Source organism: Achromobacter sp. Marseille-Q4954 (assembly GCF_943737025.1).
In the GTDB taxonomy this organism is placed as follows: Bacteria; Pseudomonadota; Gammaproteobacteria; order Burkholderiales; family Burkholderiaceae_B; genus Achromobacter; species Achromobacter bronchisepticus_A.
Genome location: NZ_CALSFQ010000001.1, coordinates 359,488 through 383,090 on the forward strand (window position 1 = coordinate 359,488; position 23,603 = coordinate 383,090).

The 23,603-nt window shown below is 65.8% G+C and carries 26 protein-coding genes, 1 tRNA gene and 1 pseudogene; 10 read left to right on the plus strand and 18 right to left on the minus strand.

Going from position 1 to position 23,603, the window contains the following annotated elements; all coding sequences use genetic code 11:
- Positions 1-150: 150 nt before the first annotated feature.
- Together NGK62_RS01640 and NGK62_RS01645 are read right to left on the minus strand one after the other, a co-directional pair.
- Positions 151-227 (minus strand) — tRNA-Met (locus NGK62_RS01640).
- A gap of 20 nt (positions 228-247) precedes the next feature.
- Complete coding sequence (locus NGK62_RS01645; protein ID WP_118933348.1) at positions 248-628, minus strand: hypothetical protein; 381 nt, start codon at positions 626-628, stop codon at positions 248-250.
- Positions 629-797: 169 nt separating this feature from the next.
- Between NGK62_RS01645 and NGK62_RS01650 the strand changes: the two genes are divergently transcribed.
- Together NGK62_RS01650 and NGK62_RS01655 are read left to right on the plus strand one after the other, a co-directional pair.
- Positions 798-2,237 (plus strand): aminotransferase-like domain-containing protein, encoded by a 1,440-nt coding sequence (locus NGK62_RS01650; protein ID WP_251877194.1) that lies wholly within the window; start codon positions 798-800, stop codon positions 2,235-2,237.
- A complete protein-coding gene (locus tag NGK62_RS01655) occupies positions 2,234-2,797 on the plus strand; it encodes a DedA family protein (protein ID WP_118933349.1) in 564 nt (187 codons plus the stop codon). Before NGK62_RS01650 ends, NGK62_RS01655 begins: the two co-directional genes overlap by 4 nt.
- Positions 2,798-2,803: 6 nt before the next feature.
- On the opposite strand, the gene NGK62_RS01660 is transcribed toward NGK62_RS01655, so the two are convergent.
- On the minus strand, positions 2,804-3,031 hold the full coding sequence (locus tag NGK62_RS01660; RefSeq protein ID WP_223283424.1) for a hypothetical protein: 228 nt from the start codon (positions 3,029-3,031) through the stop codon (positions 2,804-2,806).
- A 244-nt stretch (positions 3,032-3,275) separates the two neighbouring features.
- Positions 3,276-3,521 (minus strand): hypothetical protein, encoded by a 246-nt coding sequence (locus NGK62_RS01665; protein WP_054451036.1) that lies wholly within the window; start codon positions 3,519-3,521, stop codon positions 3,276-3,278.
- Between the two features lie 184 nt (positions 3,522-3,705).
- On the opposite strand from NGK62_RS01665, the gene NGK62_RS01670 reads away from it, so the two are divergent.
- From NGK62_RS01670 to NGK62_RS01690, 5 genes are all read left to right on the plus strand, one after another.
- Positions 3,706-4,311, plus strand: a complete 606-nt coding sequence (locus NGK62_RS01670) for a hypothetical protein (RefSeq protein WP_118933350.1) — start codon at positions 3,706-3,708, stop codon at positions 4,309-4,311.
- A 108-nt stretch (positions 4,312-4,419) separates the two neighbouring features.
- Positions 4,420-4,878 (plus strand): Lrp/AsnC family transcriptional regulator, encoded by a 459-nt coding sequence (locus NGK62_RS01675; RefSeq protein ID WP_054451034.1) that lies wholly within the window; start codon positions 4,420-4,422, stop codon positions 4,876-4,878.
- A gap of 42 nt (positions 4,879-4,920) precedes the next feature.
- Positions 4,921-5,229: a hypothetical protein gene (locus NGK62_RS01680; RefSeq protein ID WP_118933351.1), complete on the plus strand. Its 309-nt coding sequence runs from the start codon at positions 4,921-4,923 to the stop codon at positions 5,227-5,229.
- Between the two features lie 46 nt (positions 5,230-5,275).
- Positions 5,276-6,256 (plus strand): 4-hydroxythreonine-4-phosphate dehydrogenase PdxA, encoded by a 981-nt coding sequence (gene pdxA, locus NGK62_RS01685; protein WP_251877196.1) that lies wholly within the window; start codon positions 5,276-5,278, stop codon positions 6,254-6,256.
- 137 nt (positions 6,257-6,393) lie between these two features.
- Positions 6,394-7,371: a bile acid:sodium symporter family protein gene (locus NGK62_RS01690; protein WP_054451031.1), complete on the plus strand. Its 978-nt coding sequence runs from the start codon at positions 6,394-6,396 to the stop codon at positions 7,369-7,371.
- A gap of 64 nt (positions 7,372-7,435) precedes the next feature.
- Here the strand turns inward: NGK62_RS01690 and NGK62_RS01695 are convergent, their stop codons facing one another.
- The 12 genes from NGK62_RS01695 to NGK62_RS01750 form a co-directional block, all read right to left on the minus strand.
- Positions 7,436-8,818, minus strand: a complete 1,383-nt coding sequence (locus NGK62_RS01695; RefSeq protein WP_054451030.1) for a replicative DNA helicase — start codon at positions 8,816-8,818, stop codon at positions 7,436-7,438.
- The gene (locus NGK62_RS01700) at positions 8,815-9,654 is read right to left on the minus strand and encodes an RIO1 family regulatory kinase/ATPase domain-containing protein (protein WP_059379247.1); all 840 of its coding nucleotides are present in this window, start codon (positions 9,652-9,654) and stop codon (positions 8,815-8,817) included. The genes NGK62_RS01695 and NGK62_RS01700 overlap by 4 nt, the downstream gene beginning before the upstream one ends.
- Before the next feature lie 128 nt (positions 9,655-9,782).
- Positions 9,783-10,238 carry a 50S ribosomal protein L9 gene (rplI, locus tag NGK62_RS01705; protein ID WP_054451028.1) on the minus strand — a complete coding sequence of 152 codons (456 nt, stop codon included), beginning with the start codon at positions 10,236-10,238 and terminating at the stop codon, positions 9,783-9,785.
- Between the two features lie 14 nt (positions 10,239-10,252).
- Positions 10,253-10,525, minus strand: a complete 273-nt coding sequence (rpsR, locus tag NGK62_RS01710) for a 30S ribosomal protein S18 (protein WP_006218308.1) — start codon at positions 10,523-10,525, stop codon at positions 10,253-10,255.
- Between the two features lie 110 nt (positions 10,526-10,635).
- Positions 10,636-10,959 carry a primosomal replication protein N gene (gene priB, locus NGK62_RS01715; RefSeq protein ID WP_054451027.1) on the minus strand — a complete coding sequence of 108 codons (324 nt, stop codon included), beginning with the start codon at positions 10,957-10,959 and terminating at the stop codon, positions 10,636-10,638.
- Between the two features lie 51 nt (positions 10,960-11,010).
- On the minus strand, positions 11,011-11,388 hold the full coding sequence (gene rpsF / locus NGK62_RS01720; RefSeq protein WP_013392507.1) for a 30S ribosomal protein S6: 378 nt from the start codon (positions 11,386-11,388) through the stop codon (positions 11,011-11,013).
- Between the two features lie 192 nt (positions 11,389-11,580).
- Positions 11,581-12,504, minus strand: a complete 924-nt coding sequence (locus NGK62_RS01725) for a DUF817 domain-containing protein (RefSeq protein ID WP_059379249.1) — start codon at positions 12,502-12,504, stop codon at positions 11,581-11,583.
- Between the two features lie 7 nt (positions 12,505-12,511).
- Complete coding sequence (gene folE2 / locus NGK62_RS01730) at positions 12,512-13,309, minus strand: GTP cyclohydrolase FolE2 (protein ID WP_054451025.1); 798 nt, start codon at positions 13,307-13,309, stop codon at positions 12,512-12,514.
- A 193-nt stretch (positions 13,310-13,502) separates the two neighbouring features.
- Complete coding sequence (gene dxs / locus NGK62_RS01735) at positions 13,503-15,365, minus strand: 1-deoxy-D-xylulose-5-phosphate synthase (RefSeq protein WP_251877199.1); 1,863 nt, start codon at positions 15,363-15,365, stop codon at positions 13,503-13,505.
- Positions 15,366-15,418: 53 nt separating this feature from the next.
- Entirely contained in the window at positions 15,419-16,330 is a 912-nt protein-coding gene (locus tag NGK62_RS01740) for a polyprenyl synthetase family protein (protein WP_059379251.1), read from the minus strand.
- A 7-nt stretch (positions 16,331-16,337) separates the two neighbouring features.
- Entirely contained in the window at positions 16,338-16,604 is a 267-nt protein-coding gene (locus NGK62_RS01745; RefSeq protein WP_054451022.1) for an exodeoxyribonuclease VII small subunit, read from the minus strand.
- 92 nt (positions 16,605-16,696) lie between these two features.
- On the minus strand, positions 16,697-17,551 hold the full coding sequence (locus NGK62_RS01750; RefSeq protein ID WP_118933354.1) for an IclR family transcriptional regulator: 855 nt from the start codon (positions 17,549-17,551) through the stop codon (positions 16,697-16,699).
- Between the two features lie 154 nt (positions 17,552-17,705).
- On the opposite strand from NGK62_RS01750, the gene NGK62_RS01755 reads away from it, so the two are divergent.
- The 3 genes from NGK62_RS01755 (at position 17,706) to NGK62_RS01765 (ending at position 21,280) form a co-directional block, all read left to right on the plus strand.
- Positions 17,706-18,674 (plus strand): Bug family tripartite tricarboxylate transporter substrate binding protein, encoded by a 969-nt coding sequence (locus NGK62_RS01755; RefSeq protein WP_059379253.1) that lies wholly within the window; start codon positions 17,706-17,708, stop codon positions 18,672-18,674.
- A 203-nt stretch (positions 18,675-18,877) separates the two neighbouring features.
- Positions 18,878-19,888: an acyltransferase gene (locus NGK62_RS01760; RefSeq protein WP_118933355.1), complete on the plus strand. Its 1,011-nt coding sequence runs from the start codon at positions 18,878-18,880 to the stop codon at positions 19,886-19,888.
- 243 nt (positions 19,889-20,131) lie between these two features.
- Positions 20,132-21,280: an aromatic ring-hydroxylating oxygenase subunit alpha gene (locus tag NGK62_RS01765; protein ID WP_054451018.1), complete on the plus strand. Its 1,149-nt coding sequence runs from the start codon at positions 20,132-20,134 to the stop codon at positions 21,278-21,280.
- A gap of 75 nt (positions 21,281-21,355) precedes the next feature.
- Here NGK62_RS01765 and NGK62_RS01770 read toward each other — a convergent pair.
- A pseudogene (locus NGK62_RS01770) lies at positions 21,356-22,485 on the minus strand (TIGR03364 family FAD-dependent oxidoreductase).
- A 94-nt stretch (positions 22,486-22,579) separates the two neighbouring features.
- Positions 22,580-23,602, minus strand: coding sequence for a putative 2-aminoethylphosphonate ABC transporter substrate-binding protein (locus NGK62_RS01775; protein ID WP_054451016.1), 1,023 nt, complete (start codon positions 23,600-23,602; stop codon positions 22,580-22,582).
- Position 23,603 lies beyond the last annotated feature (1 nt).

Sequence of the window (23,603 nt, forward strand, 5' to 3'; positions counted from 1 at the left end):
AGCGCAGGGCTGCGGACCTGTGCGGCCGCGCATACCAGGGAAAGTCCGGACTGGAACAAAGGTTTGACGCAGAGCAAGCAGCGCCAAAAATCCAGCCGCGAGGCGAAAAAAAAGCCGCGATGAATATCGCGGCTTTCTTCTGCTTGAAACTGGTTGCGGGGGCAGGATTTGAACCTACGACCTTCGGGTTATGAGCCCGACGAGCTGCCAGACTGCTCCACCCCGCGTCTGATGTGTGAATCATACATCATTTTGAAATCTTGTGCAGCGCACCGAGGGAATTTTTTCGGTTTTTGGCCAAATTCAGCTGAAAAAATGCGGCAGCCGCCTGAAAAAAGCGCCGTGCATAGCCCGGCATGTCCATGCATATCACCTCGGCCGGGCCGATGGCCGTGACCTGCGCCACGCCGCCATAGCCCAGGCCATGCCCTTCCCCCGCGTTGATGCGCACCGAAACCGCGCGAGGCAGTCCGCCCGCGGCTTCCGGGCCGTTCACCGGTTCCTCGATCCGCACGCTGCCACTGACGCACACTAGGGTGGCGCCGGCGCGCAGGACCAGTTTCCGGCTGGCGCCGGCGGCAAGTTCCAGGCGGCGGGCCTGGGCATCGGGGGTGTACGTCGCAATCATCGTCGTCTCCTGTCGGACAACCACAGACTACGCGCGCCCTGCTATGCGCAACAGTCACACTCTCAAGGTTTCTGTACCGATGCAGATCCTCGATTTATGCGCTGTTATGGTGTACTTTGCCTGAATCTGTGCCTAGTCTCACACCAACCTCGGGGAGCATGATCGGCGCATGGATCCGCAACCGCTTTATCTACGCCTGGCCAACCATTACCGGCGCGCCATCCAGACGGGCGTGCTGGCGCCCGCCCAGCGCATGCCCTCCGTCCGCACCCTGGTGCGCACCCATCACGTCAGCCTGTCCACGGCCTTGCAGGCCTGCCGCCAGTTGGAAGATGACGGCCTGATCGAAGCGCGGCCGCGCTCGGGCTACTTCGTGCTCAAGCCGCGGCGCAACACGATTCCGCCCGTGGACGAGCCGGACATCCGCCAGACGCTGGGCGCCGCGCAATACGTGGGCATCCACGACCGGGTCTCGGACTTCGTGGCCAAGTGTGAAGCGCACCCGGTCAGCGCCAACTTCGCCCTGGCCGCGGCGGTGCCCGAGGCCTATCCGCTGGAAGAACTGAAGCAGGCCATGGCGCGGGCGCTGCGCCAGTCGCCACAGGTGCTGGTCAGCCCGGTTCCGCCGCAGGGCCATCCGGACCTGCGCACCGTGCTCGCCCGCCGCGCGCTGGCCAACGGCATCAACGCCACGCCGGACGACGTCATCGTCACGCACGGCTGCATCGAGGCGCTGAACCTGGCGCTGCGCGCGGTGGCGCGTCCCGGCGACACGATCGCGGTCGAATCGCCCGCCTACTTCGGCCTGCTGCAGATTCTGGAAAGCCTGGGCATGCGGGCGCTGGAAATCCCCACCAGCCCGCAGCACGGCCTGTCGATCGAAGCGCTGGACCTGGCGTTCCAGACCCACGGCAACATCCGTGCCGTAGTGGTGGTGCCCAACTTCCAGAACCCGCTGGGCTGCGTCATGCCCGATGCGGAAAAAGCGCGGCTGGTCGCCCTGTGCGAACGCCAGCAGGTGCCCCTGATCGAAGACGACACCTACGGCGCGCTGACCGACGACGACACCCCGCTGGCCGCCGCCAAGTCCTGGGACGCGACCGGCAATGTCATCTATTGCTCGTCCATGCACAAGACGCTGGCGCCGGGCATGCGCCTGGGCTGGCTGCTGGGCGGGCGCTGGAAGGCCCGCATCGCCATGCTGAAGTTCGCCCAGAGCCGCCCCAACGAACCATTGGCGCAGATCGCCGTGGCCGAGTTCATGGGTTCGCGCGCCTACGACCGCCATCTGTCGCGCCTGCGCCGGCACCTGAAGATGCAGCGCGACCAGACGGCGGAGACCATCGCCGCGCACTTCCCTCCCGGCACCCGCCTGAGCGTGCCGCAGGGCGGCATGCTGCTGTGGGTGGAAATGCCCGATGGACGTTCCGGCACGGACGTGTTCGAAGCCGCGCTGCGCCAGGGCATCCGGGTTGCGCCGGGCGCCATGTTTTCCAACGGCATACGCTACAACCACTTCCTGCGCATCAGCTGCGGGCAGCGCACCACGCCCGAGATCACCGCTGCCCTGCAGACGCTCGCGCGCATCGTGGGCGAGCGGCCCAGATGAATCCCGCCCTGCACCAGTTCATCGTCGACTACGGCCTGTGGGCGGTGCTGGCCGGCACCCTGCTGGAAGGCGAAAGCGTGGTCGTGTTCGCCGGATTCCTGGCGCACCAGCACCTGCTGCACCTGCCCTATGTAATGCTGTGCGCGTTCGCCGGCTCATTCCTTGCGGACCAGGTCTTGTTCCTGCTGGGCCGCCGCTATCGCGATCATCGCTACGTCCGGAAGGTCCGCCAGAAGCCGGCATTCGAAAAGGCCTTGGCGGCGGTGGACCGCTATCCGCACGGCTTCATTCTCAGCCTGCGCTTTCTATATGGCCTGCGCACGGTGGGGCCGGTGGCCCTGGGCGTATCGAGCGTGCCGCCGCTGCGCTTCCTGGCGCTCAACGCCATTGCCGCCGCCATCTGGGCGGTGTGTTTCAGCGCCCTGGGCTATCTGTTCGGCCAGACGATCGAATCCATGCTGGGACGCCTGCACGGCGTCGAGACCAAACTGGCCGTGGCCGTCGCGATCGGCGCGCTCATCTGGCTGGCGTATCACCTGCTGGGCAAGCGCCGCAAATAACGGCGCTCAGACCACCAGCTTGCCGCTGGCGCGCAGCACATAACGGCGCCGCGCGTTGCGGTACCAGCGGCCCACCAGGGGCAAGCGCGCCAGGCGGCGCAGGATGGGATGGCGCTGGTCGAAGTCGTGCCAGGCCTTGAAGCCATGCCCCATGCGCTCCCAGCTCTGGCGCGCCTCGGGGGAAAGTTTGCCGGGGTCGAACGCCGCCAGCTTTGCTGCTTCCGAGACGCGCATCGCGATCGATCCGCCCCGGCATTCCAATGAATACTGATTCCGCATGGGGCCGCATATTACCCGGCTTGCATGACCTGCGGCAGCGCTTGCTGCGCGCTGCCGCAACGAGCAATTGGAGCCAGGTTTGACCGCCCCATGCAAGCCTTTGTAATTAAAGGAAAATGAACATCTATGCCCGCACTATCCCAAGGCTTGTCCACAGAAGTTGTGGGTAACTCTTGCAAGCCTGGACCGGCACGGCAGCCTATTTCAGTGCGCCCAGAATCATGTCGCGCACGCTCTCGAAACCGGCCACGTATTGCGGATTCTCGGAGCGGGCCAGCAGGCTGGAATAGTTCTGTTCGAGCTGGGCTTCGATGGCCTCGCGCAGGCCGGGCGAGGCCTTGGCCAGATGCAGCATCGACAGCACGGTCGAGTTCAGCGCATCGATGCGGCCGCCCTGATGCGAAATGGTGTGCACGATGACGGCGATTTGTTCCTGGATGTCCATGTGTAAGCCTCCTGGCATTGAAGTCGGCGCAAATCCTAGCATGGCGCCACGCCCGCCCATGCTAGGCAAGCCCTGCGCGCCGCGCTAGCATGAAGCGTAGCCGCAGAGGCACGGCGGCGCACGTCACCGGCTCCGTTTCCAGGGCTGCGCGCCCGCGAGCATCCGGTGCAACCGGAGGCTTCCGATGAAGACGATCCAGAACTACGTTGCGCCGGACGCCCAGTCCATGCGGCGCCTGCAAGACCGGCTGGGGTACAGCGACGCGCGCATGGCGGAGCTGGCCGGACTGGACGCAGCCATCCCCTGGCACAGTTTTATCGGCGGCGCCGAGCCGCGCTCACTGGGCCGCCAGCGCCTGTTTTTTGTTGCGGCCCGTCTCACGCTGGACGAAGCGCAATGGCAGCGCGTGCTGGCGGCCATGCACGATCTGGGCGCGCGCTTCGATTATCAGGACACACGGCATCCCGACGCCCTGCCCGCGCCGGAACCCGTCGCCGACGAAGAGCGCAAGTTCGGCATGCTGCTGGTCAGCCGCAACGGCTCCTTCCACGAAATGGAGCAGTTGCGCGAGTTCGCGCATTTCGCGCACGAGGCCGACGTCAGCCGCTATGTGCATTCGGCCTTCTACGATAGCGACATCGATCTGTGCCGCTTCAGCTTCGCCGACCACGATGGCCTGGACGACGCCAGCCGCGACCGCATCTTCGATGCCGCGCGCAAGACCATCACGCGTTTCGAGTTCGACGGGCGCATCTATCAGGGCGGCATTCCGCCCGAATCCGACGGCTAGCACGCGGCGCCATGCTGGCGTGCGCGGGCTGCCGCGCATTGACGCGGGCAGGCCCGGGCCTGTACCGTCGGCACTCGCGCCCTCTCGCTCCATGCCGCCCATCCCCGTATGAACGAACGACTCGACGCCATCGACCGGCAACTGCTCAGCCTGCTGCAAGCCAATGCGCGCGAACCCGCGGCCATCCTGGCGCGCAAGCTCGGCCTGGCCCGCACTACGGTGGTTGCGCGCATTGCGCGGCTCGAACGCGAGCACATCGTGGCGGGCTATGGCGTGCGCCTGGGGCGCTTGCTGGAAGAAGCGGCGGTGCGCGCCTATTGCTTCATCAGCGTGCTGCCCAAGACCCCCGCCGCGGTGATCCGCGAACTGGAGAAGATGCCCGAGGTCGAAGAGGTCTCCTCGGTCAGCGGCCCCTACGATTACCTCATCTTCCTGCGCTGCGAAACCCATGAACAGCTGGACGAACTGCTGGATCGCATCGGCCTGATCGACGGGGTCAAGCAGACCCAGACTTCCATCGTCCTGAGCCGCAAGCTAGACCGCCGCAGCGCCGTGGCCGCGCCATGAAATGATGGTGTAATGAGGGCAACCGCCATTTCAGGACACCCCATGTTTGCACGCCTTGCCCCCGCCGCCGTATTGCTTGCCCTGCTGACCGCCTGTTCCAGCATGAGCGAGGTGACGCCCGTCGGCAAGGACACCTACAGCGTCACCCACAGCTCCGGCTCGCAGATGATGACCTGGGTGGAAATCAAGAACCAGGCCCTGCTGCGGGCCGAACAGTATTGCCAGTCGATCGACCGCAAGCTGGTCAAGCCCAAGATCACGTCCAACCACGCGACCGGCCTGGGGCCCAAGCGCGCCACCGTGACCTTCGAATGCGGCGTCATCGAGCCGCCCAAGAATTCCTCGAAGTGAGACGGCAGCCCGCCCTGATCCGCAACACAACCTCAGTCCCCGCATCGTGAACACCTCCCTGCCCGTAGGCATCACCATGGGCGATGCCGCCGGCATCGGCCCCGAAATCGTCGTCAAGGCCTACGCGCAAGGCCTGAACGCGCCTTGTGTGGTCTATGGCGACGCCGGCGCGCTGCGCCGCGCAGCCGCCCAGCTGGGCGCCAGGCTGGAGATCGTCGAGGTCGCCGATGTCAGCCAGGCAGCGCCGGGCGCGGACCACATCAACGTCATCGCCTGCAGCCCCGCCCTGCCCGCCGACCTGCCCTTGGGACAGATCAGCGCGGCCGCCGGACGCGGCGCTTACGATTACGTCTGCGCCGCCATCGACGATGCGCGGGCCGGCCGCATCCGCGCCATCGTCACCGCCCCGCTGAACAAGAAATCCATGCATGCCGGCGGCATCGACTACCCCGGCCACACCGAGATCCTGGCGGAGCGCTCGGACACGCGCGACTTCGCGATGATGCTGGCCAACGACGAGCTGCGCGTGCTGCTGGTGACCATACACGTGGCGCTGGCCGACGTGATCGCGCGCATCACGCCGCAAGCGGAACTGACCGCCATGCGCCTGGCCGACCAGGCCTGCCGCCAGATGGGCATTGCCCAGCCGCGCGTCGCGGTCGCGGGCCTGAATCCGCACGCTGGTGAAGGCGGCAAGTTCGGCCGCGAAGACATCGACATCATCGAACCCGCAATCGCCGCCGCCCGCGCGCAAGGCATAGACGCGAGCGGTCCCTGGCCTGGCGACACGATCTTCATGCGCGCCCGGCGCGGCGAGTTCGATATCGTGGTGGCGCAGTACCACGACCAGGGACTCATTCCGGTCAAGTACCTGGGCCTGGACCATGGCGTGAACGTGACCGTGGGCCTGCCTTTCGTGCGCACCAGCGTGGACCATGGCACCGCCTTCGACATCGCGGGCAAGGGCCTGGCCGACCATGCCTCGCTGGTCGCGGCGTTCGACCTGGCGCTGGCCATGACGCCCTGAGCGCGGCGCCACGGCCCTGCCGTGGCCCAGCAGCGCTGACAACTGGCTGTCAGGAAGCAAGGCGTCCCCGGGACTACAATACGGCCCGTTTACGGCGCCCGCGGCGCTTTCCGTCCGCCCTCCCCCTTCCATCCCTCATGTCACGCCTTGCCCGCCTACTTCCCGACCGCTTCACCCTCTACCTGATCTGCACCGTCATCATCGCCAGCATCGTGCCCGCCCACGGGCAAGGCGTGGTCGTGTTCGGCTGGATCACCAACATCGCGGTCGGCCTGCTGTTCTTCCTGCACGGCGCGCGCCTGTCGCGCGAGGCCATCATCGCCGGCCTGACGCACTGGAAGCTGCACCTCACGATCTTCTCCGCGACCTTCCTGATGTTCCCGCTGCTGGGCCTGGCGCTCAAGCCGGTGCTGGAGCCGCTGGTCACGCCCGAGCTCTATCTGGGCATCCTGTTCCTGTGCTGCCTGCCCGCCACGGTGCAATCGGCCATCGCCTTCACCTCGATGGCGCGCGGCAACGTGCCGGCCGCCGTGTGCAGCGCCTCCGCCTCAAGCCTGCTCGGCATCTTCATCACTCCGCTGCTGGTGGGCACGGTGGTCGCCAACGCGGGCAGCGCGCCGATCTCGTTCGACGCCGTCGGCAAGATCATGCTGCAGCTGCTGCTGCCCTTCGTGCTGGGCCAGTTCGCCCGCCGCTGGATCGGCGCCTGGGTGCACAAGCGCAAGGCCATGCTGAAGTTCGTCGACCAGGGCTCCATCCTGCTGGTGGTCTACACGGCTTTCTCTGAAGCCATCAACGAAGGCCTGTGGAGTTCGACCCCGATCCCCGCGCTGGCCGGCCTGGTGGTGGCTTGCGCCGTCATCCTGGCACTCGCACTGGGCCTGTCGGCCCTGGCCGGCCGCGTGTTCGGCTTCAATGTCGAAGACCGCATCACACTGTTGTTCTGCGGTTCGAAGAAAAGCCTGGCCAGCGGCATTCCGATGGCGCAGGTGCTGTTCGCCGGCCACGCCGTGGGCGCAATCGTGCTGCCATTGATGTTGTTCCACCAAATCCAGCTGATGGTGTGCGGCGTGCTGGCCGCGCGCTTCGGCAAACGCCCCGAGGCGCAAGCCTGAGGCGAGTTCGCAGCCACAACGAAAAACCGCGCCGAAGCGCGGTTTTTTCTTGGGGCCAAAAGGCTCAGTACATGTCGCGCGGCTGCGCACCCGAGAAGTTCAGGAAGCGCGTGCTGGAGCCCTGGAAGGTCAAACGCACCGAGCCGATGGGACCGTTACGCTGCTTGCCGATGATGATCTCGGCGGTGCCCTTGTCCGGCGAATCAGGGTTGTAGACCTCGTCGCGGTAAATGAACAGGATCACGTCCGCGTCCTGTTCGATAGCGCCGGATTCGCGCAGGTCGCTCATCACGGGACGCTTGTTGGGGCGCTGTTCCAGGCTTCGGTTCAGCTGCGACAGCGCGATCAGCGGACAGTTCAGTTCCTTGGCCAGCCCCTTGAGCGAACGGCTGATTTCCGACACTTCGGTGGCCCGGTTTTCACCCGAACCGTTGCCCGACATGAGCTGCAGGTAGTCGATGATGATCAGGCCAAGCTGGCCGCATTGGCGCGCCAGGCGGCGCGCGCGCGCGCGCACTTCCATCGGGCTGAGCGCCGGCGATTCATCGATGTAGACCTGCGCGTCCTGCATCAGCTGGACCGCGTGGGTCACGCGCGGCCAGTCCTCGGCGATCAGCTTGCCGGTCCGCATGCGATGCTGGTCCAGCAGGCCCACGGAGCCCAGCATACGCATGGCCAGCTGGACCGCGCCCATTTCCATGGAGAACACCGCCACCGGCAGCCCTTCCTCGATGGCGACGTGCTCGCCGATGTTCATCGAGAACGAGGTCTTGCCCATGGACGGGCGGCCGGCCACGATGATCAGGTCGCCGCCCTGCATGCCCGAGGTCATCTTGTCCAGATCGGTGAAGCCCGTGGGCACGCCGGTCACGTCGGAGGTGCTTTCGCGGTGATAGAGCTCATCGATGCGTTCCACCACCTGCGTCAGCAGCGGCTGGATTTCCTGGAAGCCCGCGGCGCCGCGTGCGCCTTCCTGGGCAATCTGGAACACTTTGGACTCGGCCTCGTCCAGCAGCTGGCGCGCTTCCTTGCCCTGCGGGCTCATGGCGGCCGCGGAGATCTCGTCGGCGATCGCGACCAGCTTGCGCAGCATGGCGCGCTCGCGCACGATCTCGCCATAACGGCGGATGTTGGCGGCCGATGGCGTGTTGTGGGCCAGCGCGTTCAGATAGGCCAGGCCGCCGGCATCCTCGGCCTTGCCTGCGCTGACCAGCGATTCGTGGACGGTGATGACGTCGGCCGGGCGCGCCAGCCCGATCAGGCGGGCGATATGGTGCCAAATCAGCCGGTGGTCGTGCCGGTAGAAATCCTCTTCGACCAGCACGTCGGCAATGCGGTCCCAGGCCGCATTGTCCAGCAGCAGGCCGCCCAGCACCGACTGCTCCGCCTCGATGGAATGGGGGGGAACGCGCAGGTATTCGAGCTGGGAGTCGGCAGGTGTATTCATGACTTCAATAGTAACGGCTGCAGGATGTCCGCGACGCGGAAGAATCCCTGGATATCGCGCGAGGGCAATCGGCCCAGCACCACGCGCAAGGGCGCGGCAATGCCGCAGAGCACGCGCGCCAAGCGCGTCAGGCGGGATCGGACCTCAGGGTCTGGGTTGCTCTCGAAATAGACTTCGAACGCCAGTTTACCCAGCGTACGGGCCACATCGTCCGGCAATTTACGCAAAGACACCAGAGAGGCCAGCATCTGGAACAGGTCATAGGCCTGGGCCAGCGGCCGCGACAGCGTCGAACCGATGTTCTCTTCGAAATCGATGCGCCAGAGCTCGCCGTCCTGCAAGGTGATGTTGCGGATCTGGGCGCCGCCATGCCACAGGCCGCGGGCATGGAAAGCGGCCAGGTCGGCCGCGGCGGCGCGCGCCAGCCACAAGCGGGATGTCGTGTCCTCGTTGCGGATCAGGTCGGCCAGGTCTTCGCCCACGTATTCCAGCACCAGCAGACCCTGCTCCTGCCACCAGACCTCGGGCACGCGGCAACCGGCCTTCAGAAGTTGAGCAAGGCGCTGCGACTCGTGCGTCAGGCCGTTGCGCAGCAACACGCCCGGACGTGGAAACTCACCCAGGAAAATCTTGCACCCCACGCCCAGGAACAGGGCGCGCACATAGCGCAGCGCGTAGCTCACGCCCTGGCCGATGCTGGAACGGCGGCGCTTGATGATGCAGCGCACGCCATCTATCGTCACATCCCTCACCGAAGGTTCACGCGACGCATCCACGCTGTCCAGCCAGGCTCGCAGGCCTGGGGGCGCGTTGTGGTGCACGGGGGGCTGAGTCAAGACGTCCTCTGAGGAATGCGGCGCGGGGCCTGGATCGTGGAGTCCGAAGACTACACGCAATACGGCGATGGGCAAAAAGAAAAAAAGCCGGCGCGCGGGCCGGCTTCTTTTTTACTGCGGGTACCGGCTTAGGACAGTTCGCCTTCGACCAGGATCGTCACGTCGACCAGAACGTCGGCGTGCAGGGCGACCTGGGCCGGGAACTCGCCGATCGACTTCAGCTGGCCGTTGGGCAGGCGGATTTGCGCCTTTTCCACGGCTTCGAAACCAGCCTTGCGCAGGCCTTCAGCGATGTCGGCGTTGGTGACCGAGCCGAACAGACGGCCGTCGACGCCAGCCTTCTGGACGATCTTCAGCTGGAAGCCGGCGACGCGCTCGCCCAGAGCTTGGGCAGCGGCCAGCTTTTCAGCCTGGGCCTTTTCCAGTTCGGCGCGGCGCGCTTCGAATTCCTTCAGGGCGGCGTCGGTTGCGCGACGGGCCTTGCGCTGGGGGATCAGGAAGTTGCGGGCGTAGCCATCACGCACGCGGACGACTTCGCCGAGGTTACCCAGGTTGACGACTTTTTCGAGCAGAATAACTTGCATTTCAGTGCCCCGGATTAGTTGTGGTTGTCGGTGTAAGGCAACAGGGCCAGGAAGCGCGCGCGCTTGATGGCGGTGTCCAGCTGACGCTGGTAGATTGCCTTGGTGCCGGTCAGGCGAGCCGGGATGATCTTGCCGTTTTCTTGCACGAAGTCGCGCAGGGTGTCCAGATCCTTGTAGTCGATCTCTTCCACGCCGGCAGCGGTGAAGCGGCAGAACTTACGACGCTTGAAGAGCGGGTTCTGCTGCGTGAATTTGCGTTTTTCCTTGCGTTTTCCGAAGAAAGCCATGATATGTGCCTCTTTGTTTGAGGGGGCCGGGTTCTACCCAAAACGGGCCCAAACCCCCATAACCTATCCGTAATCAGAAGGCGCTCATCGCGCCTCTTGCCCAATTCCCTTCAAGCCACCAGCGGATCGCGCCCTGCGCTGCCGCTGATCCTGCGTGCCTGCTGCAAATGCAGCTTGACCTTCACCGAGTCCTTGCGGGTGGGAGCCAGAAACCCCTGCACCAGCAATTCGGACCCTAGCGCGGTGTCCTTCAGCAGCAACGCCAGATCGCCCAGTGCCACGGCCGCGATAGTCAGTTCGACGCGGCGCGGGTGGCCAGCTTCGATGACTTCCGACTCGTGCGCCAGCACCATTTCCAGTGCGGGCAAACCGGCGGGAGTGTGGCGCAAAGGCTCGCATTCGAGAACGCGGGCGCTGAGTTCCAGCTTGTTCATCCTGCCAGGCACCGAGGGGACTTCATGGGATGAGCTCTGCGTGAGCCCTGCTTACTCGGCCTGAGCCGGCGCTGCTGCTTCAGCCGAAGCCTTGCGGGCTTCTTCGCGTTCGACCGACTTCATCATGATCGAGGGCGTGGCTTGAGCCTTCTTGGTCTTGATGACCAGGTGGCGCAGAACGGCGTCGTTGTAGCGGAACGAGTGTTCCAGCTCATCCAGCGTGGCTTGGCCGCACTCGATGTTCAGGCAGACGTAGTGAGCCTTGACGAGCTTCTGGATCGGGTAGGCCAGTTGACGGCGACCCCAGTCTTCCAGGCGGTGAACCGAGCCGCCTTGGCCCGTGACCAGCGCTTGGTAACGCTCGACCATGGCGGGCACTTGCTCGCTTTGGTCGGGGTGAACGATAAACACCACTTCGTAGTGACGCATGAGTAAAACTCCTTGAGGATGTCTCGCTGGCCGACCGTCCTGCGCCCCCGCTTTCCATCAGGGGCGGATCGCAATATGCATCTTGAACAGTGGCCCGCAAGGGGCAGCCCGCTACCCAAAAACCATGGGCGGTCGAGCAAGAAAGCTCTCGATTATCACCGATTGAGCGGTCAGGCGCAAGCTAGAGGTCGGTCAGGAAATAAGGGACGGACTATTTCCATCGCCCTGCCCCGCCTGCCGAGGCAAATCGGCAACATCGATTTCCTGGGGACGGTTGACCACGCTGACCATCACGTAGCTGATGATCATCAGCAGGAACCATGAGCCCAGCTTGGCGATGGACACGAGTTGCCAGCCCTGCGACTGGTTCGGATAGCGCCAGGCGTTGGCAAAGGTGCCGATGTTCTCGGCGAACCAGATGAACAGGGCCACCAGCACGAAACCCAGCAATAGCGGCATGCGGCGGTAGACCTGCCAGATACGGAAATACACCCAGGTGCGGGCGAACAGGATGGCGGTCAGCGCAAACAGCGCCCACCGGATATCCATGATGTAGTGGTGCGCAAAGAAGTTCAGGTAGATCAGCACCGACAACGCCACGCAGGCCGCCAGCGGCGGATGCGCGCGGAAGCGGAAGTCGAACAGGCGCCAGACGCGGGCCAGGTAGCTGCCCACCGCCGCATACATGAAACCCGTGAACAGGGGCACGCCGCCGATGCGCAGCACGCTGGCCTCGGGATAGATCCACGAACCCGCAGCGGTCTTGAAGACTTCCATGCCCGTGCCCACCACATGGAACAGCAGGATCACGCGGGCTTCGCTCCAGGTTTCCATGCGCAGCGCCAGCAGCAGCGCCTGGATGCCCAGCGCGGCCAGGGTCAGGAAGTCGTAGCGGGCCAGCGCGGCATCCTTCGGATACCACCAATGCGTGCCGAGCAGCAGCGCGCACATCAGGCCGCCGAAAAGGCAGGCCCAGGCCTGCTTCACGCCGAAGCGGAAAAACTCGTAGAGCGCGACGCCAAAACGGCCGCGGCCGGCCAGATTGCTGGCCAGCCGCGATTCCCACTCCTGCAGCCCCGCGATGAGCGGCCAGTCATTGGCCGCCGGATGGCTCACGGAAAGCTCAGCCTTCCACGACGGCGTAGGCCGAGTGGTTGTGGATGGATTCGAAGTTCTCGGCTTCCACGCGGTAGCGGGCGATGCCGGGATGCGCGTTCAGGCGGGCGGCCACGTCGCGCACCAGGTCCTCGACGAACTTGGGGTTGTCGTAGGCGCGCTCGGTGACGTACTTCTCGTCGGGGCGCTTGAGCAGGCCCCAGAGTTCGCACGAGCCTTCTTCTTCGATCAGGCGGATGACGCCGTCCATGCCGATATCGGCGTTCAGGATGGCCGACACCGTGACGTGCGAGCGCTGGTTGTGCGCGCCGTACTCGGAGATGGCCTTGGAGCAGGGACAGAGGCTGGTGACGGGCACCTGCACGATCAGTTCGAACTCGACCTCGTCGCCCTGGGCGCGCGCGATCCACTGCACTTCGTAGTCCAGCAGGCTTTGCACGCCGGAGATCGGGGCGGACTTGTTGATGAAGTACGGGAAGGCGGCGGTGATGTCGCCGCGTTCGGCATGCAGCAGCGGCAGCATGTCGGCCGCCATGGCGCGGAACAGGGTCGGCGTCATGGGGATGCTGCGGTACTTTTCCAGCAGGGCCACGAAGCGGGACATGTGCGTCCCCTTTTCTTCGGGCGGCAGCGCCACGGTCAGCGTCCAGTTGGCCACGGTGCCCTGGGGCGAGCCGTCGCCGCTTTCAATCAACATGGGGTGGCGCACGCCACGGATGCCCACGCGCTGAATCGGGATGTGCCGGGTGTCCGCCGAACTCTGGACGTCGGGCATCACGATGGCGGGGTCGATCGGAGAATTCATTTCGGCTTACCTGTCTAGGCAGTCAGTCGTGAAAACGCACGGGCCTAGGAATCTTTGAGAAGGGGGCCATTATCGCCCATAGTCCGCCGATCGCCAGGGAAAACCCTTTTATTCGTAGGTTGGCGGGGCCGGAACAGTGTGTTTCATTACCGCGGACAGTGGCCTCGCCCCTGTCCGCGGAATCGGGCCGGATTCAGCCCAGCAGTTCGGCGTAACGAGCGCGGATCGCGCTTTCGATGCCCGCCGCGTCCAGGCCGATGCCGGCCCACAGCGCCGATTGCTCGCCGTGGTCGATGAACTCGTCGGGCAGGCCCAGTTGCAGGACCGGAATCGCAACGCCGGCCGCGCTCAGCGTTTCCAGCACCGCGCTGCCCGCGCCGCCCATGATGGACGCGTCTTCCAGCGTAACCAGGGCGTCGTGGCGGCTGGCCAGGTCGAGGATCAGTTCGCGGTCGATCGGCTTGACGAAGCGCATGTCGGCCACGGTGGCGTCGAGCTTTTCGGCCGCGCCCAACGCGGCCTGGAGCAGCATGCCAAAACCCAGGATGGCGATCTTGCGGCCCTCGCGGCGCACCACGCCGCGACCGAGTTCGACCGTGTCCAGGCCGGGCGCCTCGGCCGCGCCACAGCCCGCGCCGCGCGGATAGCGCACCGACGCCGGGCCGGGATACTGATAACAGGTCGACAGCAGCAGCCGCGTTTCGTTTTCGTCCGAAGGCGTGGCCACGACCATGTTGGGCACGCAGCGCAGGAAGGCGATGTCGTAATTGCCCGCATGCGTGGCGCCGTCCGCGCCCACCAGGCCGGCGCGGTCCAGCGCGAAGGTCACGTCCAGGTTCTGCAGGGCCACGTCGTGGATGAACTGGTCGTAGCCGCGCTGCATGAAGGTGGAGTAGATCGCGACCACCGGCTTCTGGCCTTCGCAGGCGATGCCCGCGGCGAACGTCACGGCGTGCTGCTCGGCGATGCCCACGTCGAAGTAGCGCTGCGGAAAGCGCTTTTCGAATTCGACCAGCCCGCTGCCCTCGCGCATGGCGGGCGTGATGGCGACCAGGCGCGAATCCTGTTCGGCCATGTCACACAGCCACTGGCCGAACACCTGCGTGAAGCTGCGCTTGCCCGGCGCCTTCGATTGCTGGATGCCGACGGCCGGATCGAACTTGCCCGGGCCGTGGTACAGCACCGGGTCGGCCTCGGCCAGCTTGTAGCCCTGGCCCTTCTTGGTGACCACGTGCAGGAACTGCAGGCCTTCCAGGGCCTTGAGGTTCTGCAGCGTGGGCACCAGCGCGTCCAGGTCGTGCCCGTCGATCGGGCCGACGTAGTTGAAGCCGAATTCCTCGAACAGCGTGGCCGGGGTGACCATACCCTTGGCATGTTCTTCGAAGCGGCGCGCCAGTTCCAGCACCGGCGGCACGTGCTGCAGCACCGCTCGGCCGACGTTCTTGGCAGCCGCATAGAAGCGGCCCGACATCAGGCGCGCCAGGTAACGGTTCAGCGCCCCCACCGGCGGCGAGATCGACATGTCGTTGTCGTTCAGGATCACCAGCAGGTTGATGTTGGGCGTGACACCGGCGTTGTTCATGGCTTCGAAGGCCATGCCCGCGGACATCGCGCCGTCGCCGATGATGGCGATGTGCTGGCGCTGCACGCCGGCATTGCGCGAGGCCACCGCCATGCCCAGCGCCGCCGAGATGGAAGTGGACGAATGCGCGGTGCCGAAGGCGTCGTATTCGGATTCGCTGCGTTTCGGGAAGCCAGAAATCCCGCCCTGCTGGCGCAGCTTGGCCATGCCGGCGCGGCGCCCGGTCAGGATCTTGTGCGGGTAGGACTGGTGGCCCACGTCCCAGACGATGCGGTCATGCGGCGTGTCGAACACCTGGTGCAGGGCCAGGGTGAGTTCGACCGTGCCCAGGTTGGACGACAGGTGCCCGCCCGTTTTAGACACCGATTCCAGCACGAAGCCGCGCAGTTCGTCGGCCAGCTTCTTCAGCTCGCGGCGATCCAGGCGCTTGAGGTCAGCCGGGGATTGAATGCGGTCCAGTAAATCTGTCGTCATGCTTTTATGTGGTTCGTTGGCCCGGCCTGCCTCCAGCCCGGGCTGGTCCCGGCTCAGCGGTCTCGTAGGACGATGAAGTCGGCCAGTTCAGCCAGGCGCGATCCGGCCTCGCCCAGCGGAGCCAGGGCCGCCAGCGCGTCCTCACGCAGTTCCTGGGCAAACGCGCGCGCGCCGTCCAGGCCCAGAAGCGATACATAGGTGGGCTTGTTCTCGGCGGCGTCCTTGCCCGGCGTCTTGCCCAGGCTGGCGCTGTCCGCGGTCACGTCCAGGATGTCGTCGACCACCTGGAAGGCCAGCCCCACCGCCTGCGCGTAGGCGTCCAGCGCCTGGCGCGAAGCCGAGCTGGCGCCCGCCACGATGCCGCCCAGGGCCACGCTGCAAGCCAGCATGGCGCCCGTCTTCATGCTGTGCATGGTTTGCAGTTCGTCGCGCGACAGCGCGCGGCCGACGCTGAACAGATCGATGGCCTGGCCGCCCGCCATGCCCTGGCTGCCGGCAGCGCGCGCCAGCGACTGGGTGGCCTGCACGATCAGCGCGGGCGCGATCGGCATGGAGGCCAACAGATCGAAGGCCAGCGGCTGCAGCGCATCGCCCGCCAGCATGGCGGTGGCTTCGTCGAACTGCACATGCGTGGTGGGACGGCCGCGGCGCAGCGTGTCGTCGTCCATGCAGGGCAGGTCGTCGTGCACCAGCGAATAGGCGTGGATCAGTTCCACCGCCGCGGCGGCGCGGTCCAGCGAGGCCTGCACGGCCAGCACGCTGCCGCTGACGGGGCAAGCCTGCCCCGCCGCGTAGACCAGCGCGGCGCGCACCCGCTTGCCGCCGCCGAGCACGGCGTAGCGCATGGCTTCGTGCAGCCGGGCGGGCAACGCGTCAGCCGGGGGGAGCAGATCGTCCAGGACGTCTTCGACGTGCTGGACACGGCCTTGCAACCATTCCGGGAAGGCGAGTTGAATTTGCTTCATCGGGCTCTTATTCGTCATCCAGCGCCGCCGGGTCCAGCGGACGCAGCAGGTCGCCCTCCAGGACCTTGACCTGCTGTTCGGCCTGCGCCAAGCGTTCCTGGCAGACCCGCGTGAGCGCCACGCCGCGCCGGTAGGCGGCAAGCGACTGCTCCAGCGGCAACGAGCCGTCTTCCATGGCCGCTACCAGCGATTCGAGCTCGGCCAGCGCCGTTTCGAAATCCTGGGGCAAGGGACGGTCATCGATCTGCGGATCGGCTTGTGAAGATTTGGCCAAACGGGTCTCCGAGGGCGCTAGGGGTGGATCAATCCGTGAATTGTACGAGATACCCGCAAGGGCGTCGGGCTTGCCGCCGCGCGCGGCGCGTCTCAGGCCGCGGCGCCCGCCAGCCCCGCTATGGAGGCCTGCAGCAGGGGCGCCACGCGCGTACGCAGGTCCGCCTCCGGCAAGAGGCTGGCGGGTCCGCCGCAGCTCATGACGAAGACGCCCTCGCCCGTGATGGACGAGAACGGCACCGCGACCGCATTGATCCCCGACTGCCATTCGCCGATGGCGTAGCAGCAGCCCGTATCGCGCAGTTCGACGCGCGCGCGCTCGACAGCGGCCGCGTCCGGCGCCGTCTCGCCCAGCCGGGCCAGCGCGTCGGCGCAGGCCTGGGACGGCAGGCTGGCCAGGTAGGCCCGCCCCATGGCGCTGTCCAGGCTGGCGCGATAGCCGACCGGCAGGCGCAGGTAAAGCGCCGAAGAGCCGTGAATGGCTTCGACGTAGGTCATGGCGTCGCCATCGAAGGCGCCCAGGGCCACCGCGCCACCCGTGGCGCGGGCCAGCTCGGTCATCGAGGCCTTGGCCAGTTCGCGCACCTCCAGTCCGGCCAGCAGGCCGAAGCCCAGCGCCAGCACGCCATAGCCCGGCGAATATTTGCCGGTGTCCGGGTGATAGCGCAGATAACCCAATTCAGTAAGGGTGTAGGTGATGCGGCTGATGGTGGGCTTGGGCAGACCGGTCAGACGCGCCAGGTCCAGATTGCCCAAGGCCGTCACGCCATGGCGAAAGCAGCGCAGCACGTCCAGCCCGCGCGCCAGGGCGGTAATGAAATCGGGCGAATTGGCGCCCTCGCCCGCGCCGGGAGCGCGCTTGCGGCGCGCGGGCAGGCTGAGTTCGACCTTGCCGTCCGGCTTGGCGGCGGGATGGGCGATGCGCTTGGCGTCAGAAAAAGATTGCATTTCTATTCGCTTCGTTTTTATAGTTTATTTCGAATAACAAAATTAAATTCCATTTTACGGAATTTAATGCACCCAAGGAGACTTGGCAAGCGCTGCCCGCAGCGCCAAGCCAGGCCCGAACCTCCACTCATGCACGCGATTTCAAGGGGAAAACATGATTCGCACTAGCTTCAAACTGCTGGCCACCCTGCTGCTCAGCGCCGCAGCGCTGGGCGCCCAGGCCGAAACCTATCCGGCCCGGCCGATCAAGGTGGTCTCGCCCTTCCCCGCCGGCGGCGCCACCGACGTGCTGACGCGCATCCTGGCCGAACGCATGGCCAAGACGCTGGGCCAGCCCATGATCGTCGAGAACAAGGCAGGCGCCGGCACCTCGATCGGGGCGGCCTTTGTTTCGCGCGAAGCGCCGGACGGCTACACCATCCTGATGGCGACCAACTCCACGCTGGTCACCAACCGCTATCTGTACAAGGAGCTGCCCTACGATCCCGATGGCTTCGCCCGCATCGGCATGGTCGGCGTGGGACCGCTGGTCCTGCTGTCCAGCCCCAAGCGGCCGTTCAACAGCACCCAGGATGTGGTGGCCTACGCCAAGCAGAATCCGGGCAAGCTGACCTTCGCCACCTTCGGCCCTGGCACGTCCTCTCACTTGGCGGGCGAACTGTTCAAGGAACGCGCAGGCATCGACATCCTGCACGTGCCCTTCAAGGGCGCGACCCAGGCCCTGCCCGCGCTGGTCAGCGGCGACGTGGACCTTTTCTTCGACATGGTGGCCACCGGCATGCCGCAGGCCGATGCCGGCAAGGTCAAGGTCTTCGCCATCACCAGCCCCGGCCGCCTGGCGACGCAGCCCAAGCTGGCGACGCTGGCCGAGCAAGGCTATCCCGCGTTCGACATGACCGCCTGGTTCAGCTTCGTGGCGCCCAAGGGCACGCCCGCCCCCGTGATGGAAAAGCTGCAGCAGGCCCTGACCGAGACCCTGCAGGACGAGACCATCAAGAAGCGCATGCTGGACATGGGCATCGACCCGCGCTCGGGCACGGCCGCGGAACTGGACAAGCAGATCAAGACTGAACAGCCCATCGTGGCGCAGCTGATCAAGCAGGCCAATATCGTCCTGCAATGATGGCACGGCTGGTTTCGTGACAAAACGTAGGCGGGTCCGCGCCCGCCCGTGAATGCGCCGCGCCGCGCGGCATCCGCCGGCAGAGGGCTCCAGCGCCCCTGCCGGTTTTTCATGCGCGTCGATATGCCCTCTAACCCCTGGATACAGAACCAGGACGCTGCCCGCTGCTATGGTGAAAAAGTAGACACCGCCATGGGAGCCCGATGCCGTACGCCGAAGAGAAATATGCGCGCCTGGATGCCGCCCGCTGGCTGGCGGCGGTGGCCGTGGTGCTGCTGCACAGCGCGGCCATGGTGGTAAGCAACCCCGCGGTGTACGGCGGCGGAGCGTGGCTGGCCGCCAATCTGTACGACTCGGCGGCGCGCTGGTGCGTGCCCGTGTTCGTCATGGTCAGCGGCGCCCTGTTGCTGGACCCCGACAAGCCCCAGGACGCGCGCCAGTTCTACAGCCGGCGCATGGCGCGGATCTGCGCGCCGCTCGTGTTCTGGACGTTTTTCTATCTGGCCTGGCGCACGGCGCTGGATTGGTGGGACGACGGCCGCATCGATTTTTCGTTCTGGCCGCGCAAGCTGGTGCAGGGCGAGCCGTACTACCACTTGTGGTACCTGTACATGATCGTGGGCCTGTACCTGTTCGCGCCGCTGGTGCGCATCCTGTATGCGCGCAGCACGCCGCGCGCCCGCGCCTTGTGGGTGGTCGGCATCCTGGGCGTGGCGATCCTGGACGCGTTGTATCGCCGCGCGCTGGGCGCGCCCGCGGGCTTCTTCCTGACCTGGTTCCTGCCCTATCTGGGCTACTTCGTGGCGGGCCGCCTGATCTTCGACGGCCAGATGCGCATCCCGCGCCCCGGCCTGATGCTGGCGGCCAGCGTGGCCGCGACCGCGCTGGGCGTGTATTCGATGTCGAGCAACCGCGCGCTGGATACCTACTTCTACGATTACTTCAGCCTGACGGTGCCGTTCATGTCGCTGGCCGCGTTCCAGTGGATCGTTTCGTCGCCGCGGCTGCCGCGGCTGGCCTCGCTGGCGCCGCTGACCTTCGGCGTCTACCTGATCCATCCGCTGTTCCTCGACGTGGCGCATCGCGCCGGCGCCCTGACGGGCGCGCGCAACGAGGCCTGGACGCTGCCCGTGCTGGCGGTGGCCGTGTTCATGTTGTCGGCCGCCAGCAGCTGGCTGATGAGACGCCATCCGGCGACCCGGCGCTTCGTCTGAAAGGCCTACATCTTCAAGGGGTTATGCCGCGCGTAGCGCGTGCACGACGGCTACGGCATAACTTCACGAAGCTTCGCAGATCTTCACGGGCGCGGGGTAAGGGCTTGGGGTACAATTCACGGCTTATTTGATCGGCCAGACACCGATTTTTCTTCGCGCCAGCACGGAACGCATCCTGCGGATTTCAAAGCCGCCAGGCAAAAGCCTCTCCGTCCTGGCTTTTTTATCCGAGCGGGGGGAATCATGACCGACATCGGTCGGATGGCACATGTAGTGCCAGCTCGCACCCAGCTACCCGTCAGCGCGTATTTTGACGAAGCCCTCTTTGCCCGCGAGCAAGAACTCATTTTCAAGCAATCCTCGCAATACGTCGGCCACCAGAAAGTGGTGCCCGAAATCGGGGATTGGCGTACGTTGGTCCAGGAAGACGGAGGACGCGTGCTGGTTCGCAATCAGCAAGGCGTCGAACTCATCTCAAATGTCTGCCGCCACCGCCAGGCGCTGATGCTTGGCGGCGAGACCGGCAATGTGGCCGGCAACTGCAATACGCATGGCAATCTGAAGGCAACCGGCGGCAATATCGTTTGCCCCTTGCATCGTTGGACGTACAACAACCAGGGCGAGTTGTTGGGCGCGCCCCAGTTCGCCACCACGCCCTGCATGAACCTGCAGAAGTTCCGCCTGCGCGACTGCCATGGCCTGCTGTTCGAAGGCCCGCGCGATCCGGCCGCCGACATGGCGCCGCTGTTCTCGCGTCCGGAATTCGACTTCGGCGACTACGTGCTGGACCACGTCGAAGTTCACCAGTGCAACTACAACTGGAAGACCTTCATCGAGGTCTACCTCGAGGATTACCACGTCGGTCCGTTCCACCCGGGCCTGGGCCGCTTCGTCACTTGCGACGACCTGAGCTGGGAGTTCAACGACTGGTACAGCCTGCAGAAGGTCGGCGTGCACAACGCCCTGGCGCAGCCGGGCTCCGATGTCTACAAGCAATGGCACGACCGCCTGCTGGCGTTCCGCGAAGGCGATGCGCCGGATTTCGGCGCGGTCTGGGTCACGTACTTCCCGACCCACATGATCGAGCTGTATCCGCACGTGCTGGTGCTCTCCACGCTGTACCCGAAGGGCCCGCAGGAAACGGTCAACGTGGTCGAGTTCTACTACCCCGAGGAAATCGCCGCCTTCGAGCGCGAATTCGTCGAGGCGCAGCGCGCCGCCTACATGGAAACGGCCATCGAGGACGACGAGATCGCCGAGCGCATGGACGCGGGCCGCAAGGCGCTGATGCTGCGCGGCGTGAACGAAACCGGCCCCTACCAGTCGCCCATGGAAGACGGCATGCAGCACTTCCATGAATGGTATCGGCGCATCATGCAGGAGCGGGTCTGAAGCCTGGCTTCGGCGCCTCTCCCATGCAAGAAGGCCTCGCATATGCGAGGCCTTTCTTCTTTCCGGCTGCCGCGATCAGCGGCCCAGCGCGCCCGCCACCGTGCGCTCGCCGATGGCCAGACCCACCGTCATGCCCACACCCGAGTGCATCACCGCCACCGTCGTGGCCGGGTCCACCGGCATGACCGAGAACGGCGCCGGGCCGTGCGCGCCATAGACGCCCTGCCAGCGCTCCAGCACGCGCAAGCGCGCACCCAGCGCCTGGGTCGCCAGGTCCAGCATGGCGTTGTCGACCGCTTCGTCGTTGAACGGCGGCGCGTCCTGGCCGTAGCGGTGCGAATCGCCGATGATCAGTTCGCCATAGGGCGTGGGGCTGATCAGCAGGTGGATGCCGTTCTCCAGCAGCATGGGCGTGCGCGCCTGGATCACGTCGCGCAGCGCCAGCGCCGACGGCAGGTCCGAGAACGCGCCGTAATGCACGCAGGACAGGCCGGTCAGCAAGGGGCGGTCCAGCGCGATGGGCTGGGTCTCGAACGCGGCGCGCAGCATCTGCAGGCGCGTGACCTCCAGGTTCATCGGCGCGAAGCGCTCGGGCAACAAGGTCAGGTAGTCGTGCCCGGGACAGACGAACACGTGCCCGCCCTTGAATTCTCCCGCCGAGGTGACACCAGCCCGCCCTCGACCGCGCGCGCCAGCGTGCCGGTGATGAACGTCACGCCCAGCGACTCCGCGAGGTAGCGCGTGATGGCCGGCAGCGCCTCGCGCGAATAGATCTGCAGATCGTCATGGCCTTGCAGGCCGGCGCAGTGATGCGCCAGCTGGCCGCCGTACAAGCGGGCCACCTCGCGGCCCGACAGCAGTTCGGCGCGATAGCCTTCCTGGCGCATGCGTGTGTCGGCGAATTCCTGCAGCACGTCCGCCTCTTCGGCGTTGCGCGCCAGCACCAGGGCGCCGTTGGCGCGCACATGGAAACCCGCGCGCCCCGCCAGATCCAGCCATAGCTCGCGCGCCTGCTGGGCGTGCGACAGCATCATGCCGGGGGCCTGGCCCGTCACGATGACCTGGCCGAAATTGCGGATGGTGGCGCCATGCGCCTGGCGGCTGCGCTCGATCACGGCCACCGACAGGCCGCGCTTGGCGGCGGCCCAGGCGTGGGCGATGCCCAGCATGCCGGCGCCCACCACGACTACGTCGAAATTTTTCATCTGTGGAACATTGCAAAGGGAAATGCGGCGGAAGCCGCCCTGGCGGGCGCTCCCGGGGCGCGGCGGCGTCCTGCGCCGCCGCGGTCAAACCGACTTACTTCTTCTTCGGCTCGGACTTGCCGTCGTAGCGCTTGGTCCACTCGGCGATGATGCGGTCGCGGTTGGTGGCGGCCCAGGTGAAGTCGTTCTTGATCATGCGTTGCATCAGGTCGGCCGGCAGGTTCGGATTGGACGTGGCGATCGACGGGATGGCGAGCACGGCGAAGTTCGCCTTGTACAGCTCGTTGGCTTCGCGGCTGGCGGAGAAGTCGGCCAGCTTGCGGGCGGCTTCCAGGTTCTTGGTGCCCTTCATGATGGCGGTGGCTTCCACTTCCCAGCCCAGGCCTTCCGAGGGGAACACGGCTTCGACCGGCGCGCCGTCGGCCTTCAGCTTGGCGGCGCGGTAGTCGAACGACACGCCGATCGGGAATTCGCCGGCGGCGGCCATGTTGCACGGCTTGGAGCCCGAGTGCGTGTACGAACCGATGTTCTTGTGCAGGGCGTCCATGTAGGCCCAGCCCTTCTCTTCACCGAAGATCTGCAGCCAGGCGCTGACGTCCAGGAAGCCGGTGCCCGACGACGCCGGGTTCGGCATGACGATCTTGCCGGCGTACACCGGCTTGGTCAGGTCCTGCCACGAGGTCGGCTTGGGCAGCTTCTGCTTTTCGGCTTCGATGGTGTTGAAGCAGATGGCGGCGGCGAAGCCGTCCATGCCGACCCAGCTGGGCTCGGCCTTGGCATCGCGCATGTTGGCGGCGATCTGGTCCAGGCCCTTGGGGGCGTAGGGCTGCAGCATGCCTTCCTTGTCCATCAGGCCCAGCGAGGTGCCGGCCAGGCCCCAGATGGCGTCGGCCTTGGGGTTGTTCTTCTCGGCCAGCAGCTTGGCGGTGATGATGCCGGTGGAGTCGCGCACCCACTGGATCTTGATGTCGGGATTGGCCTTCTCGAACGCGGCCTGATAGGCCTTGATCTGGTCGGCTTCGAGCGCGGTGTAGACCGTCAGCGTGGTCTCGGCGGAGGCGGCGCCCATCACGCCCGTCAGGGCGGCGGCCAGTGCAAGCAGCTTGTAGCGATTCATG

Bases quoted from the DNA above. Each gene is read 5' to 3' on its own strand.
- NGK62_RS01645 (WP_118933348.1), bottom strand. From the start codon at position 628: ATGATTGCGACGTACACCCCCGATGCCCAGGCCCGCCGCCTGGAACTT.
- NGK62_RS01650 (WP_251877194.1), top strand. From the start codon at position 798: ATGGATCCGCAACCGCTTTATCTACGCCTGGCCAACCATTACCGGCGC.
- NGK62_RS01655 (WP_118933349.1), top strand. From the start codon at position 2,234: ATGAATCCCGCCCTGCACCAGTTCATCGTCGACTACGGCCTGTGGGCG.
- NGK62_RS01660 (WP_223283424.1), bottom strand. From the start codon at position 3,031: ATGCGCGTCTCGGAAGCAGCAAAGCTGGCGGCGTTCGACCCCGGCAAA.
- NGK62_RS01665 (WP_054451036.1), bottom strand. From the start codon at position 3,521: ATGGACATCCAGGAACAAATCGCCGTCATCGTGCACACCATTTCGCAT.
- NGK62_RS01670 (WP_118933350.1), top strand. From the start codon at position 3,706: ATGAAGACGATCCAGAACTACGTTGCGCCGGACGCCCAGTCCATGCGG.
- NGK62_RS01675 (WP_054451034.1), top strand. From the start codon at position 4,420: ATGAACGAACGACTCGACGCCATCGACCGGCAACTGCTCAGCCTGCTG.
- NGK62_RS01680 (WP_118933351.1), top strand. From the start codon at position 4,921: ATGTTTGCACGCCTTGCCCCCGCCGCCGTATTGCTTGCCCTGCTGACC.
- NGK62_RS01690 (WP_054451031.1), top strand. From the start codon at position 6,394: ATGTCACGCCTTGCCCGCCTACTTCCCGACCGCTTCACCCTCTACCTG.
- NGK62_RS01695 (WP_054451030.1), bottom strand. From the start codon at position 8,818: ATGAATACACCTGCCGACTCCCAGCTCGAATACCTGCGCGTTCCCCCC.
- rplI (WP_054451028.1), bottom strand. From the start codon at position 10,238: ATGCAAGTTATTCTGCTCGAAAAAGTCGTCAACCTGGGTAACCTCGGC.
- rpsR (WP_006218308.1), bottom strand. From the start codon at position 10,525: ATGGCTTTCTTCGGAAAACGCAAGGAAAAACGCAAATTCACGCAGCAG.
- priB (WP_054451027.1), bottom strand. From the start codon at position 10,959: ATGAACAAGCTGGAACTCAGCGCCCGCGTTCTCGAATGCGAGCCTTTG.
- rpsF (WP_013392507.1), bottom strand. From the start codon at position 11,388: ATGCGTCACTACGAAGTGGTGTTTATCGTTCACCCCGACCAAAGCGAG.
- folE2 (WP_054451025.1), bottom strand. From the start codon at position 13,309: ATGAATTCTCCGATCGACCCCGCCATCGTGATGCCCGACGTCCAGAGT.
- dxs (WP_251877199.1), bottom strand. From the start codon at position 15,365: ATGACGACAGATTTACTGGACCGCATTCAATCCCCGGCTGACCTCAAG.
- NGK62_RS01740 (WP_059379251.1), bottom strand. From the start codon at position 16,330: ATGAAGCAAATTCAACTCGCCTTCCCGGAATGGTTGCAAGGCCGTGTC.
- NGK62_RS01750 (WP_118933354.1), bottom strand. From the start codon at position 17,551: ATGCAATCTTTTTCTGACGCCAAGCGCATCGCCCATCCCGCCGCCAAG.
- NGK62_RS01755 (WP_059379253.1), top strand. From the start codon at position 17,706: ATGATTCGCACTAGCTTCAAACTGCTGGCCACCCTGCTGCTCAGCGCC.
- NGK62_RS01760 (WP_118933355.1), top strand. From the start codon at position 18,878: ATGCCGTACGCCGAAGAGAAATATGCGCGCCTGGATGCCGCCCGCTGG.
- NGK62_RS01765 (WP_054451018.1), top strand. From the start codon at position 20,132: ATGACCGACATCGGTCGGATGGCACATGTAGTGCCAGCTCGCACCCAG.
- NGK62_RS01775 (WP_054451016.1), bottom strand. From the start codon at position 23,602: ATGAATCGCTACAAGCTGCTTGCACTGGCCGCCGCCCTGACGGGCGTG.